Below are 14,610 nucleotides of genomic sequence, written 5' to 3' on the forward strand. Positions count from 1 at the left end.
GTGGCGAGGAATACGTGACCGGACTAGAGATCCGTTAAGGGTTTGATGTAAGGATTATTAGACCGCTTAGCGGACAGGAGGTACGCTATTTGCGGATTTCGTCCCCGTTTGGCGGTAGTTTGGAGGCAATAGCGGATATCCTGTCCGGTAACTACACCAAAAGTGTGTTTTTACCGCACATAACGGATCGTCTGTCCACCAAAGCCAACCTATTCAACCAGATATCATCGCTCTCCATGCTTTCCTCTATCGTTTTGTATTTCTTAAAGCGAACGTAGCGGCCATTCGGGCACATGAACCGATCATCGTGCCCATCATACGTCCAGATCGAGGCATGCCGATTGCCCTTTTTGTAACGACGTCTGTTCTCCTTCATATAGCTATCGTAAGGTAGGAGCGCATTAAAACGCAGTTCTTTGTCTTCCCCTACCGCATACAAATCATTTTCCTCACTATCATAGCCTACGTCGGGCTATCACCGTCTTGGGCAACGGTAAAGAAGACGCAGCTAGGCTCTACATGATGGGGGTGAAGCAGCGCTTATAGGTAGGGCGTTGGTGCCAAATGTATAACATACTGTTCCGTAGTAGTCATTTGATTACGCATAAAAACCGTCCTTTGTGAAGTGTTAGTGTACCTTCCATTTCACAAAGGACGGCTTTTTGTTCTTATTTTTAACATTCAACAAAACGGGTCGTCCGTAGTCAAGTCAGTTTAGACTGATTTTCTGGACAGCCTCGTTTTTTGGGGCTGCAATGAAGAAAATTGTTGTTGAACCAGAATTATGCAACATAACAAATGTGTAATATTGTAGGATAAACTGCATTCATCTCCAACTAGCATACAGACGAGCGTGCTAATTGGATTGGCTCAGGCTAACGCGCACCTTCAGCTTTGACAGTTTAAAATCGATAATAGGACAACGCCTTCTTGTCATATATTTATAGCAGCGCACCACGGAGCTATGAGGCTAGGGAGGGACTGTCGTGCTAACGATTTATGGGCCATTAATGCCCGTTCGCTTGTTGGAGGAAATTATAAGCTGGAAAAATCAAGAACAGGAGCATACCGTACTTATTCAGAAAATAGTTCCGGATCTTGAGCCCACATACGTACAACTATTAGAAGAGTGGGAGCATGTCTTTATCAAGACAGAAGAAACTGCCCGTAATTGGCTCCTTGCCATTCAAAATAACAACGGCCAGACAGATCAGGCTCTGAACGAACAGATCGAACTGCTGCTTAAAGCCGCTGTATATCAATCCGAACAATTTACCCAGCAGCTCGAATATTTGAAGCAGTACAGTCAAGCGGTGCACAACTTACCGCTTGTCACCCTTGTTATCGCGCATATTGTACGCGAATCGTATGTGTTTGTGAGTGCGACGCAGACACTCGCCAACATGCCGCTGGCTGCGATCAGCAATAACACAGCGCAGCCAGCCGAGCCGAAGGCGCACATTCATGCGCTGCGGGCGGTATCGCCTAGTTCCGCCGCGCAGCCTGGTGCGGACGATCGCGCTGTGGCGCAGACGCATACAGAACGCGCTGACGAGATCCGCGCGTTCATCGGCACTGGGCGCGGTCAGCGCCCGAACGGCGGCAAGCCGTGGCTTGCCGGCAGCGGCAACGGCGCTGGTGGGGCTGCTGGCGCTCAGTCGCAGCGCAGCAGCGCACCTATTGCGGCGCCACAGGTCGCCAATCGCCCCGACAATGTATACGTGCCGCCCGGCGAACACCGCCTGCCGCCGCTTCCGTATCCCTACCATGCGCTTGAGCCGCACATTGACGAGAAGACGATGCGTATCCATCATAATCAGCATCATCAAACTTACGTCGACGGCTTAAACCATGCGGAACTTGCGCTTGAAGAGGCACGCCGGACGGGCAACTATGACTTGGTCAAGGCGCTCTCTGGGGAGCTTGCGTTTAACGGTGCGGGTCATTATCTCCACACTATTTTCTGGGACACGATGAATCCACATGGCGGAGGAGAACCGCAGGGCGAACTTCGGCAGCAGATCGAGCGTGACTTTGGCAGCTACGCAGCGTTTAAGCAGCACTTTTCGCAGGCAGCCATCAAGGTGGAAGGGGGAGGCTGGGTTGTCCTAGTTTGGAGCCCACGCAGCCGCCGACTTGAAATATTACAAGCTGAAAAACATCAAAACCTGTCACAGTGGGATATCGTTCCGCTCCTGCCTGTTGACGTTTGGGAACATGCCTATTATTTAAAGCATCAAAATAAACGCGCCAATTACATTTCAGACTGGTGGAACGTCGTCTATTGGCCGATTGTAAACGAGCGTTATGTCCATGCACGCAAACTGCAATGGGAACCTTTCTAACCTTTGACTCTACACGTTAATACCTTCTTTGTTACCACAGTTTTGTTCACCCTATGACTGAGCATTTGTATAAAAAAGAACCGCTTTAACGGACCTCCACTTTACACGAAACATGTACTACAATGAAGTTGGTTTTATCCCCAGTCTTTTCAGTCTTGCTTCCCTATCTCGCCAACGATACAATAGTATTATCAACATTCATTTTTTAATATTAGTTTGTTCAACACTGCGGCTCTCAGCCGCTTTTTCTTTTATATAAATCGTTTACCGTTAAAATAATTGACATGAGATAGGAGATAAGAATGCTTAAGCCAATCGTCAAATGGGCAGGTGGCAAACGACAATTGCTGCCTCATCTTCGTGCGCGGTTACCGCTGCTTGACTGGTCAATTGCGTCCTATTACGAGCCTTTTGTCGGCGGAGGTGCTCTTTTATTTGCCGTATGCCCTGTACGCGCAGTTATTAATGACATAAACGAAGATTTGATTAATGTGTATCGTGTCGTCCAGCAGCACCCTGAGGAACTGATCTCTATTTTATCGACACACCAGAACACAGAAAATTATTATTACGAGGTAAGATCATGGGATCGTGATCGGGTAAACTATTCAAAACTTAGTCCCATTGAGCGGGCTGCACGCACCCTATATATGAACAGAACATGTTTTAACGGATTATATCGGGTTAATAGCAAAGGTTTTTTTAATGTTCCTTTTGGAAAATATTGCGCAATCGATTTTGTTCAGGAGCGAAAGATCCGTGCCTTATCAAACTATTTTCAATCCAATGAAATTTTGATGCGACAAGGCGATTACACAGCTGCTTTACGACACGCGCGTGCCGGGGATTTCGTTTATTTTGACCCTCCGTACGATGTATTGTCTACAACCTCCTCATTCACTACGTATACGATCGGAGGATTCGGGCGGGAAGAGCAGCGCAGGCTTGCCGAGTTGTTTCGGGAATTGGACAAGCGTGGCGTATATGTGATGCTGTCCAACCATGCGACTGATTTTATTATGGACCTATTTCAGGAGTATCACATTCACCATGTAAAAGCACGGAGACTAATTAACTCCGTACCTAGTGCGCGGGGCAAAATACCTGAGCTAATTATTATGAACTATGAGCCACCACCGCTAGGAGAAAATTTATTATCCGAGCAACAAGAACATGTCATGGCTTTAAAAATATAAAAAGGAACGTGACTCCCGCTCTACGTCGGGAATTACGTTCCTTCTTTCATTATGATTATATAAAAAAGGTGACCTCTGATCCACTCAGAAGCCACCTCTTATTCACAAATTATGCTGATATGACCACACAGCCAATATCACTGTGAAGCCTGTTGTCCTTACTTCTGGTTCTTCATAAAGTATTCAAACAGATCGTCGCGTGCTTCTTCCAAATAAGCAAGACGTGGTTCACGCTCAATGCGGATTTTCATGCGCTGTGCCGTCTTTTCGAATAGGTCGACCGTATCATTTGTACGAATAATCAGCTTTTGCGGTCTTGCCCCTTTCTCCTCAACCAGTTGCAAGAAATGTTTCAAAAATTCCTGCTCATAATTGTCGTCATAGGCCAAGTGGAATCCTACAGCTGAACGAGTTGCCCGATCCACCCATAGACACAAACGCGGATAATACGGACGATCGCCTTCTCCCTTAACGGCTACTGGCGCAAAGAAGAACTCCGTCTCCCACTGCCCCTTTTTGTTGGGGAAGCGTGCCATCAAATCGTTTAACAGAGCTTGATCTTCACACTCCGCTTTCACTGGGCGCTTCAGAACAAATTCTGGGTCCATCCACACATCCTGCCACTCGCCGTTCTCATTGGAGCGAACGAGCACTTGTCCGGATCGAGGTGCAGTTAACACAGCCTCGTTCTTCTTTGCACGGCCGGCCAAGTCCATAGCCTGCTCCAAGGCTACCGTCAAATAACGTACCTGCTCCTGATCCAGCGTCCAAGGCACAAGTCCTGGGTCAAAAATACGGAACATCGGCCATGTTTTGCGTCCACGGAAGCGTTGACCCAATTCCTTAATTTGCGCAAGGTCTTGCTTCTCCAGATCCGTACGGTCTTCAAAAGTTACCATAATACACTTCTGACGATGCAGCCAAGCGTAACGCTCATCACGCTCCAGCAGCATATCGTGCAAGCTCTCCAATCCTTCTCCGCCACGGAACACCGCTAGGCCAAATAACGACTCATCTGAACCCATAATGCTGCAGTAGCCCATCTCTCCATTTTCCGGATTACGCACACCAAAAATATGGTTCCCCGACATCCACTTCCAGCTAGCCATTTTCTTATAGGCGCTAGCTGTTTCATATAATCGTACCCATTCCGCCTGTTCTTCCGTCAAGGCGATTTCCTGCTCAGTCACTTCCACTTGCTCTTTTGATTCTATCATTTGTTCTGTCTTCCTCCTTTGTGTGCCTGACAACGTAATCCATCGCTGTCGTGATGAACCTTAAAGAGCGCTCCTGTATCAAGCGTACTTTCTGGTCATCATTCCAACAGATCCGAAGCTTAAATACATTCGAATCTTTGCTGCGTCTGTGATCTTTGTTCAGTTTTACACACAGAGGATTAGCAGCACGAACTTCTTTACGATACAAAAACCCGTTCCAGCCCGGAACGGGTTCCATAATAACATGAATTAAAACCCTGCGATTACTGCTTTAATAACGTCAAAAATTCCGAGCGTTGTGCGGCATCGGTCTTATAGACGCCTCGTGTCGCAGATGTTATCGTCTTGCTGCCTGGCTTCTTCACACCTCGTGCACACATGCACAAATGCTCGCCTTCTACCACAACAATAACGCCATGAGGCTGTAATACCTCTTCCATAATATCTGCGATCTCGGACGTAATCCGCTCCTGCACTTGCAGACGGCGTGTGACCGCTTCAACGAGGCGGGCAAACTTGCTAAGGCCCGCTATCTTGCCGCTTGGAATATACCCAATATGCACTTTACCAAAGAACGGCGCCATATGGTGCTCGCATTGGCTATAATACGTGATATCTCGAACAATGACAAGCTCTTCATGCTGCTCGTCAAAGGTGACTCCTAATACTTCACGCGGATCAACGTCATATCCCGCAAATATTTCTTCATACATACGTGTGACTCGCGCAGGTGTATCGAGCAACCCCTCTCGCTCGACATCTTCACCGATCAGCTTCAACAACTCCTTAATATGGAATTCGATCCGCTCCCGGTTTGCGCCAACTTGCGTATTGACGTAATCTTTCACGCCGGCCATGATTGCTCCCCCCTGCCATACACTCTAGGTGTCAGACACCCGTCTATACAAAATCGCTTATCTTTTAAATTTCTTTCCCGGATTGCCCTTGCCTGGCATCCCTGCATTACCAGACATCATCTTCTGCGCCTGCTGCATCTGCTTCGAATTCAGGTTATAGCCCATTTGCTTCGCCATCTTCTGTAGCATTGCAGGATCAGACTGCATCTTGGTCATCTGATTGCGCAAATAGTATACGCCGCCTGCAAATCCTGCCACAGCGCCAACTATAAGACACACGATTGCCGTAATCGTAATCCACATCTTCTTATGGTCACCCCAACATCATCTAATGTAATATTGCTCTACACCTAAAGCGACAAACAGACTGCCACCGCAATAATGATAGCATGTCAGCCGCTCCTTTACAATTATGCCCTAATCTTCTCTACTGAAAAATACAAGCTCTCGACTACGTGATGATTCCTTCCAAGCGCAGCAGCTGCTCCTTAATATCTAACCCACCGCCGTAACCTACCAGCGCGCCAGACGCGCCAATTACACGGTGACAAGGGATAATAATCGACATCGGATTCCGATTATTGGCACCTCCAACCGCACGAACAGCCTGCGGATTGCCGATCGCTTCTGCAATTGCCTTATAGCTGCACGTTGTGCCGTAAGGAATCTCCTTTAGCGCCAGCCACACACTGCGCTGAAAAGGTGTCCCTCCGCGCAGGTCAAGCTTGAGATCGAACTCACGACGTTCACCTGCAAAGTATTGCTCCAGCTGCTCTTTGGCTGCCTTCAGCCTTTCAGGGTGACGCTGTAAAGTCACAGGACCTATCGCCTTTTCCGCCCATGCATGAATCTTCTCCGAGCGCTCCAAAATGGTGCCAAACTCAATGGCACACAATCCATCCAGCGTTCCTACCAACGTCAAAGGTCCAATTGGTGATACCATCTCCTGCACGTATAGCGGCTCTGGTTCGCCCACTGCCTGTGCTATTGCATCCTGCACCATCTGCACGACCTCCTCAACCCGCTCACGCGGCAATGCCTTCGTGAGCGCCTCAATTGCGGCCGCCCCACCAATGCGGCCAAGAGCCCATGCGGACGTCGCCCGAATCTCGGCACGATCGTCCGCACGCAGCAGTTCCGCCAGTGCCGGCACGGCTTGGCGGTCGCGGAAATTGCCCAGCGCCACAATTGCGTTGCGCTGGATCGGCTTTTTGCCGCGCCATGCGGCGGCGCTCATGCCGAATTCCGACTTAAATTGACGGTTAGACAACGTCAGCATCGGAACGAGCAGCGGCTTGGCCAGCTCTGGATCAGGCTGCAGCTCTGGCTGGTGTGTCCAGTTCAGTCCTCTATTTTTCGGACACACCATCTGACACGTATCACAGCCATACAAGCGGTTGCCCATTTTCACCATCATCTCGTCGGTCAGCGTATCCTTTACCTGTGTCTGAAACGAGATACAGCGCTGCGCATTCAACTGCCCAGGCCCGACAAATGCTGACGTCGGACAAGCATCCAAGCAGCGCGTGCACTCCCCACAATCCTCCGTCACAGGGCGATCTGGCGGAAATGGAATGTTCGTAATCATCTCTCCAAGGTAAATCCATGAACCGAGCTTAGTCGAGATAATAGAGCAGTTTTTGCCGCTAAAGCCGATGCCCGCCCGCTCCGCTACTGCCCGATCTGACAGCTCGCCGGTATCTACCATACTCATCAATTTGAGTTCCATATCGGGCACCTGCTCATGGATGTATGCCTCTAATCGTTTTAAACGTTCACGCAGCACATGATGATAATCCATGCCCCAGGCCGTTCGTGCAAACATACCACGGTATGCACCTGGCTCAGACTTCGGAATTTCTGGCAGTTTGGAAGGATACGCTATCGCAATGGAGAGAATAGACTGTGCTTCAGGCATCAGCAGACGGGGATTCGTACGCTTGTCCAAATCAGGCTCTTCAAAGCCCGATGCATACCCTTTATCGACTGACTCTTGCAGACGCTCCTTCAATTCGATGAACGGGTCGGCTGTCGTAAAGCCGATCTGGTCGATACCAAGCTGTGGCGCTGCCTCTAAAATAAGCTCTTTCAGACGTGCCCAGCGTGTGGTCTGCTCTCGTGCCCATTTCGGCACCAGTTCGACACGATCTTGCTGCTTCATTCCCGCTCACCTCCTCCCTTTGCCTGACACATACAAATTAGCGTCCACTTCCATTTACATTTGAGTCCATTTGTCGTTTGTATCAGGAGACACCCTAATCAACCGATCTTATTTCTTCATGCTTTTAATCGCTTCACGCGCCAAAAAATCACAATGATTGTTAAATTCATTGTCGCTGTGACCTTTAACCTTTACGTATTCAACCGGATGCTTCTGCATTAGCTGCCACAATTGTTGCCATAGGTCCTTGTTTTCTACTTCCTGCCCTTTGCTGTTGCGCCAGCCATTTTTCACCCAATTGTAGATCCATCTTTGTTGAAAACAGTTCACCACATACGCCGAATCGCTATATAGCTGGACTCTGCAAGCCTCATGCAGCGCCATAAGCGCCTCAATGACCGCCTTGATCTCCATACGATTGTTGGTCGTATACGTTTCCGCTCCCGACATATCCCTGCGATACTCCCCATAAAGAAGAACAGCGCCCCATCCTCCGGGACCAGGATTCCCAGAACAGGCGCCATCTGTATAAATTGTAACTTTCTTCACCTGTATACCCCCAGCACCGAAATCAACCTGCTTTGTAACGACGGATATCTCAGCTTCTCTTAGCGTCAGTTCGGTTAACTCCCACATTAACCTAAGCTAATGTGGTGACACCCCCTACCTAATCCAACTCCTGCTCCGACAACTCCGCCGCCGACATCCAAAGCCTCCATTGTTCAAAATACCAACAGACCGCCTCATCCTGAAACGGCGCACGACCTGCGCGTATTCGCTCCATTACAGCTTCAAGACCAATCGATACTTTACGTTCCACGAGTTCCGAATAACGATATACTAAGCGATTATGGTCATATTCATCCCGATCCACCACCGCTACATGACCATTGGCATGTCGTATAACATCCAGATCATAATCAATGTAGGTGTACACACCTGCACATTCATAATAAGGAGACGCCACATTACAATAATAACGAACGCCGTGCTCTTCTATTAGCGCAACTACATTAAACCATTGCTGAGGAATAAAAAAGGTAACAGCTGGCACTTTACTTAGCCACTGCTTCCCATCCGCTTCCTGAATCGGCGTCTGGCTATTAATGAGAATACGCATGTCCTCGCCTGTATGAAGCGGATGACGCTTCGACTGCGGTACGATCCAATTCTTCAGCCACATGCGGTGAAGATGACCATCATGCTTAAAACTTTTTACGAGCACTTGTTCATAACGCTCCATACGCTTTCCTCATTTATAAATGACGTAATTTTAACAAATTATTTATAGTAATAGAAAAGCATATCTTTCCCCCGATTGCAACGGTTGAAAAGATATGCCTTCCCATACAATGATATCCTGATTAGAGTGTTTGTAATCACTCTTGTTGCATTAGCCCGTAACGATACGAAGCTTCTGTAGCGAACGCATGACGTATTGCGCTCCATAACCCAATTGCTCGAAGAATGGCAGTACAACTTCTGTATGCTCATCAACAGCAATCATAATGTTCTTGACCTTACGCTGCTGGAACTTCTGCTCCAACTTGGCGACAAGTGCACGACCTACACCTTGACTGCGGTACTCCGGATGCACGGCTAATCGATAGTAATAACCATTGTCACGGTCTACTGTGCCGATAGCAATTCCGACGATACTAGTTTCACCGTCTTGCTCCATTTCTGCCACAACAACCAATTCGCCATCCAACGACAACTGTCTGGCGAAAGCTTCTAACGTCTTCTCACAACACTCTTCTGATAATGACGCTTGCAACAACTCTGTAGCCGGCATATAATCCGACAATCGAAAGGAACGAACATTCATGTTTAGCTTCTCCCTCATCCTGAGCTATAGTGGTTCGACTATTTATCTCTACGTCCGTCTGCTACTTTATATCTAACTTATATCTATTATACAGTTTACAATTACGACAAAAAAGACGAAATTCCTTCTTTCTTAACCATTTTCCATAAAAAATCATGGTAATTCTCTTATTTGCTTCTGTAAGCGCTTAATAGTAAGCGTTTACATATCTTCATTACCCCAGTTCCATAATATATTGGTAAAACTAGCATGATATTGACACTTCCTTAATAAAAGTCGTCCACTTCAGCTGCTGTCGAAATATGGGCATTCGTATAAGTTATGCGAAATAGCGTGAAATTAAAGTGCTCCCCGTTTGAAATTCGCTGTTTTCGGGTAATGTGGTAAGGTTGGGACATCAACACATTTGACTTCGAGCTACTTTCTAAACATTTTTGTTGATTTATTCCCTTGAATCATGTTTAATGAAGTGTATAGACTACTACATATCTTTTAGGAGGTATTTTCAAATGGCACACCAATTACCTGCACTTCCTTATGCTAATAATGCATTGGAGCCGCACATTGACGAAACAACTATGATGATTCACCACGATCGTCACCACAATACTTATGTAACTAACTTAAACGCGGCGCTTGAATCCGCTCCAGAACTGCAATCCAAGTCGATTGAAGACTTGATCGCTGATCTTGACAGCGTACCTGAGAACATCCGTACAGCTGTCCGCAACAATGGCGGCGGTCATGCGAACCACTCCCTCTTCTGGGAAGTGATCGGGCCTAACGGTGGCGGCCAACCTTCCGGCGCATTAGCAGAAGCAATCAATGCTGAACTTGGCGGCTTCGACAAGTTCAAAGAGGACTTTGCGAAAGCAGCTACAACTCGCTTTGGCTCCGGCTGGGCTTTCTTGGCAGTAGATAACAACGGCAAATTGTCCGTTTACAGCCTACCTAACCAAGACTCCCCAATTATGGAAGGCAAGACACCGATTCTTGGCCTTGATGTGTGGGAGCATGCCTACTACCTGAACTATCAAAATAAACGTCCTGACTATATCGCTGCATTCTTTAACGTCATCAACTGGACTGAAGTTGAGAAACGTTACGCAGCAGCTTTGAACAACTAATTAGGACAACATACACAGAGGCCCTTGCTTCAGCAGGTATACTGCTAAGACAAGGGCCTCTGTTCTTTTACTTTTTACTGCTGTTAAACTTTCGCACCCGCTTGAGGTGAACGGATCGCCGTAAATGTCGCTGGCTTTGTTCTGATCAAGACGAACCCGCTAAACACACCTGCTAGTATCATAATACCTATAACTACTAGTGCGGTCGTCACAGACATTAAGTCTGTAAGCACACCTCCCGCTATGGGTCCAAGCATCATACCCACAGCATGAATCATATTAAATAACGCATACGCAACTCCGTAGTCCCCATCTGTGTCTCGATCCACGATTGCGCCTAATGTTGGCAAAGTCGGTGAAAGAGTGAAACCAACCGCCGCACCAATCAAGCATCCTACTACAAATACGAGCACGATGTGATCTACTACCGCAATTAGCGGCAACGTAACGGCAATTCCAGTCAGGCCGATTAGCATTAACTTAAACGGATTACCACGCGAAGCTAACGTTCCCCCTATTGGAGCGATACAACCATAGCTTAACGTCATTGCACCAAAGAGTAACCCTAACATCAGCGGCGACATTTGGAACCGCTCCGTCATAAAGTTGGGCAGCAGTGGCTCTAATAATGTTAAAGTAGTCTCTGCCAACAAAATAACAACGGCTATAAAAAGCACCGTGCGATGACGAAGCAGCGAAAATGTGCCTCCGCTAGCCTGCCGCTCCCTCCGCTCAGGCTCACGCAAAAAGAGCAGCGCCAGTACAAATATAACGGCGGTTATAGCCGCCGCAAACCAAAACGGCGTATGATGATCCCCTACCTCAAACAGCCAACCACCAATCGGAGCACCAAGCAATGAGCCAGATGAGATTCCTGTCATCGCAATTCCCATAACTGTGCCCCGCATCGCTCCTGAGAACAAATCTGCCAGCAGCGCCAATGCGGCAGTCCAGGACGCTGCTGCTGCCAATCCTTGAATAAATCGTGCTAAAATAAGTGTCCCTGTCGTCTGTGAAAATACGAACAACATCGTAGCTCCAATCATACAGACAAGCCCGAGCATAATCGTTTTACGTCTGCCAAATCGATCTGTAATGCGGCCAAACATCGGTGTCATTAGAAACAGCGCAGCCGCATAACTCCCAAATAGCAGTCCTAATGTCGTCGAAGACATCTGATACGCTTCCGTAAAATACGGCACGACAGGAATAAAGATACTGTATAATAACATGTCGATAAATAAAATACTGATCACTAAACCTAAACCAATCCATTGTGTACGTGTAAATTTTTGAAACAATGACATACTTCCACTCCTAAAACTATTTTGTTTTTATTAGTTTTATTATATGATAATGCCAAGCTAAAAGCCTGGCATTCCAACTTTTACGATTCTATTCCTTTGTGTCTTACCTTGATACATACCCAGAACTTCTTCATCAGCAATCTCGCGGTACCAGTCCGAACAAAATCACATCTGCAATCGAATTCATCGCTTCTGGCAATGAAATATTTTGTTTAGCAAAAAATCGTTGATCCAATGTAGAATTAACAGCATCTGTTATTAACTTTATTAAAAAAGAAACATTCTGCTTACGAATAACACCCTGCTCCATACCTTCTTCAATTAACTCACGCAGCATCGCCCAATCGTCCTTGAGCATACGATCGATCTTTTCCCACTGCGCGGGAAATAAGCGTTTCATTTGATCCAATATTCGATTGTCCACTAGCTCAAAATTACTCGGCAGCACTGTCATCACCGCTCTAATTTTATCTAGCACAGTTAACGAACTGTCCTGCACAATTTCTTTTGCTCTTACCTCAGACTCGTGAAGTGCCTGCTCTACGATTGCATCCAGCACTTCGGCCTTGGATGGAAAGTGCTCATATAAAGTTCGCTTGCTAATCCCTAGTCGATGTGCCAGATCATCCATTGTAAACTTCATGCCTTTATCCAATATCTCATCCACAAATGCCTTCATTATTCGTTCACGCATTGATGTCTCTTCCACCTCCTAATACAACACATAAAACTCTTAAAACATTTATAGTTTTATAAGTAACAATTCAATGAGGCTATTATAGCTTAATTGGGTCATACCATGCAACCTCTGCTTAACCATAGCTGAGCCAACACCTCAACAGTATCGGCTCAACTTAGTCGATTACGTCCTTCCATCCATATATACCAAGTATACAGCGGAGTCATCATCAAGATGCTAATATCAAAAACGCTCTGCTCTTTATCAAATTGTTCGCTTCTCATGAAACGCCGTTATTCGTATACGTGGGCCAAGGTCGCAATTGGCTTGCAGCCTACAATCAATTTTTGTCCATTACTGTACCCTTCTTCACGTCCTGACAATTCTTGAACCAGAATATTTCGCCAGTAAGCTACACGTTCTGTCATATTCACATCATGAACCGCATTGTGAAGTTCAAGCGGATCGTGAATCAGGTCAAAATATTGCTCTACGCCTGTTTGGGAAAACCAAATATATTTCTCTTTCCCGTTGGTCAGCCATTGATTCGACGCATCTCCTTGTGCTTGCTCACCGTGCAAATAGGAACGCCAAGTTGATGCCTCTATCCTTTGTGTTTGTCCTGACAATTCCGACCGCTCATTAACGGCAATTCCTTCATTTAAAGCATCCGTCTTCTCAGTAGGCTGTACAAGCTTCCATATACTTTGCCCATCGACACTCGATGGAATCGGTACGCCTGCTGCCTCCAATAACGACGGCATAATGTCCCGCATCTCAATCACATCGCTAACAACCGCACCTTGCTTCAAGCCTAGACGCCCGCTCGGGTCGTTTACGATAAATGGCACCCGAGCACTTCCTTCATAAGGCATCGATTTGCGGAACAAATGGTGATCGCCAAGCATCTCCCCATGATCAGAAGTAAACATAATTATCGTATTGTTTAATTCTCCATACTCATTCAGTACTTGTAAAAATCGTCCAATCTGATGGTCAATGTGCGTAATCAGTGCATAATAGGCAGCCATTGCTTGTTTTAGACGACGCTGCGGCACTTTACCACGGAATGTAACTGGATTCAATCCTTCCTGCATGGCATCGTCCCAATCCGCCCAATCGCCAACTGCTGGTGCCTCAAATTCAACATCTGAGTATAAATCCAAATATGCTTGCGGCGGATCGAATGGCGGATGCGGCCTCACAAACGACATCCACAAAAAAAATGGCTTATCAGGGTCTCGACGACGTAAGAAGTCTATCGATTGAGTGACGGTCCAATTGGTCGGATGCAGCATTTCAGGAAGGTGCCATGGTCTTGCTACTGTGGAGGCGTTGCAATCCAATCCCAAGTCCGTCAGATCTGCTCCTGGTACACGCTCACGCAGCCAATTCAGGTAGTCATCCACCTGATCATAATGATCCTTTGCTGCCACATGAGAGCGATTGCGGTTATGATGCAAATAACCGTCATGCAGCATTACGTTGTGAAAACCTAATAAGCGGCGTGCAGGATAAACGTGCATCTTGCCAACACACTGTGTATGATAGCCTGCCTTAGCCAATTCACCAGGAAGTGTCGTGTCATAATTCCACGGGACACCATCCTGATAACCTACACGACCATGCTTGCGCTGACTTTGGCCTGTAAATATGGCCGCGCGTGCAGGCACACAAGTTGGTGTAGCCGAATATGCACGATCAAATCGGACACCTGTACGTGCCAGCTCATCCAGATTCGGCGTTTCTACGACCGAATGGCGAGCTATACTAAGACAGTCAAAGCGCATTTGGTCAACCGTGATCAGCAGCACATTGGGGCGCTGTGAGCTGTCGCTTGAAGTTGTCATCTCTTATCCCCCTGTCCTCATTACACTACTATTATCTTTATTT

General features: G+C 47.0%; 14 protein-coding genes. 3 read left to right on the forward strand and 11 right to left on the reverse strand.

All coding sequences use genetic code 11. The features are described from left to right. Nucleotides 1-151: 151 nt before the first annotated feature. Nucleotides 152-376: a hypothetical protein gene (locus H509_RS0108125; RefSeq protein ID WP_157277549.1), complete on the reverse strand. Its 225-nt coding sequence runs from the start codon at nucleotides 374-376 to the stop codon at nucleotides 152-154. Between the two features lie 610 nt (nucleotides 377-986). On the opposite strand from H509_RS0108125, the gene H509_RS0108130 reads away from it, so the two are divergent. Continuing rightward, a complete protein-coding gene (locus H509_RS0108130) occupies nucleotides 987-2,345 on the forward strand; it encodes a Fe-Mn family superoxide dismutase (RefSeq protein ID WP_028544650.1) in 1,359 nt (452 codons plus the stop codon). Between the two features lie 302 nt (nucleotides 2,346-2,647). Then, nucleotides 2,648-3,541 (forward strand): DNA adenine methylase, encoded by an 894-nt coding sequence (locus tag H509_RS24660; protein WP_084159120.1) that lies wholly within the window; start codon nucleotides 2,648-2,650, stop codon nucleotides 3,539-3,541. 158 nt (nucleotides 3,542-3,699) lie between these two features. On the opposite strand, the gene H509_RS0108140 is transcribed toward H509_RS24660, so the two are convergent. From H509_RS0108140 to H509_RS0108170, 7 genes are all read right to left on the reverse strand, one after another. After that, on the reverse strand, nucleotides 3,700-4,758 hold the full coding sequence (locus tag H509_RS0108140; RefSeq protein ID WP_028544651.1) for a DUF7309 domain-containing protein: 1,059 nt from the start codon (nucleotides 4,756-4,758) through the stop codon (nucleotides 3,700-3,702). A 263-nt stretch (nucleotides 4,759-5,021) separates the two neighbouring features. Further along, nucleotides 5,022-5,615, reverse strand: coding sequence for a GTP cyclohydrolase I FolE (gene folE, locus H509_RS0108145; protein ID WP_028544652.1), 594 nt, complete (start codon nucleotides 5,613-5,615; stop codon nucleotides 5,022-5,024). Nucleotides 5,616-5,672: 57 nt separating this feature from the next. Then, the gene (locus tag H509_RS0108150) at nucleotides 5,673-5,918 is read right to left on the reverse strand and encodes a YneF family protein (RefSeq protein ID WP_028544653.1); all 246 of its coding nucleotides are present in this window, start codon (nucleotides 5,916-5,918) and stop codon (nucleotides 5,673-5,675) included. 148 nt (nucleotides 5,919-6,066) lie between these two features. Continuing rightward, nucleotides 6,067-7,776 carry a tRNA epoxyqueuosine(34) reductase QueG gene (gene queG / locus H509_RS0108155; protein ID WP_051286891.1) on the reverse strand — a complete coding sequence of 570 codons (1,710 nt, stop codon included), beginning with the start codon at nucleotides 7,774-7,776 and terminating at the stop codon, nucleotides 6,067-6,069. Between the two features lie 108 nt (nucleotides 7,777-7,884). Next, the gene (gene rnhA / locus H509_RS0108160) at nucleotides 7,885-8,325 is read right to left on the reverse strand and encodes a ribonuclease HI (protein WP_028544655.1); all 441 of its coding nucleotides are present in this window, start codon (nucleotides 8,323-8,325) and stop codon (nucleotides 7,885-7,887) included. A 118-nt stretch (nucleotides 8,326-8,443) separates the two neighbouring features. Beyond that, entirely contained in the window at nucleotides 8,444-9,019 is a 576-nt protein-coding gene (locus H509_RS0108165) for a DUF402 domain-containing protein (RefSeq protein WP_028544656.1), read from the reverse strand. Nucleotides 9,020-9,169: 150 nt separating this feature from the next. Continuing rightward, a complete protein-coding gene (locus H509_RS0108170) occupies nucleotides 9,170-9,604 on the reverse strand; it encodes a GNAT family N-acetyltransferase (protein WP_028544657.1) in 435 nt (144 codons plus the stop codon). Between the two features lie 509 nt (nucleotides 9,605-10,113). Here H509_RS0108170 and H509_RS0108175 point away from each other — a divergent pair. Then, complete coding sequence (locus H509_RS0108175; RefSeq protein ID WP_028544658.1) at nucleotides 10,114-10,731, forward strand: superoxide dismutase; 618 nt, start codon at nucleotides 10,114-10,116, stop codon at nucleotides 10,729-10,731. A gap of 83 nt (nucleotides 10,732-10,814) precedes the next feature. Here the strand turns inward: H509_RS0108175 and H509_RS0108180 are convergent, their stop codons facing one another. The 3 genes from H509_RS0108180 to H509_RS0108190 all read right to left on the reverse strand — a co-directional run bounded on the left by H509_RS0108180 (nucleotide 10,815) and on the right by H509_RS0108190 (nucleotide 14,567). Next, nucleotides 10,815-12,038 (reverse strand): MFS transporter, encoded by a 1,224-nt coding sequence (locus tag H509_RS0108180; protein ID WP_028544659.1) that lies wholly within the window; start codon nucleotides 12,036-12,038, stop codon nucleotides 10,815-10,817. 133 nt (nucleotides 12,039-12,171) lie between these two features. Next, the gene (locus H509_RS0108185) at nucleotides 12,172-12,732 is read right to left on the reverse strand and encodes a TetR/AcrR family transcriptional regulator (protein WP_028544660.1); all 561 of its coding nucleotides are present in this window, start codon (nucleotides 12,730-12,732) and stop codon (nucleotides 12,172-12,174) included. A 278-nt stretch (nucleotides 12,733-13,010) separates the two neighbouring features. Next, on the reverse strand, nucleotides 13,011-14,567 hold the full coding sequence (locus H509_RS0108190) for an arylsulfatase (protein ID WP_028544661.1): 1,557 nt from the start codon (nucleotides 14,565-14,567) through the stop codon (nucleotides 13,011-13,013). Nucleotides 14,568-14,610 lie beyond the last annotated feature (43 nt).

It is taken from the genome of Paenibacillus taiwanensis DSM 18679, from assembly GCF_000425125.1.
In the GTDB taxonomy this organism is placed as follows: domain Bacteria; phylum Bacillota; class Bacilli; order Paenibacillales; family Paenibacillaceae; genus Paenibacillus_B; species Paenibacillus_B taiwanensis.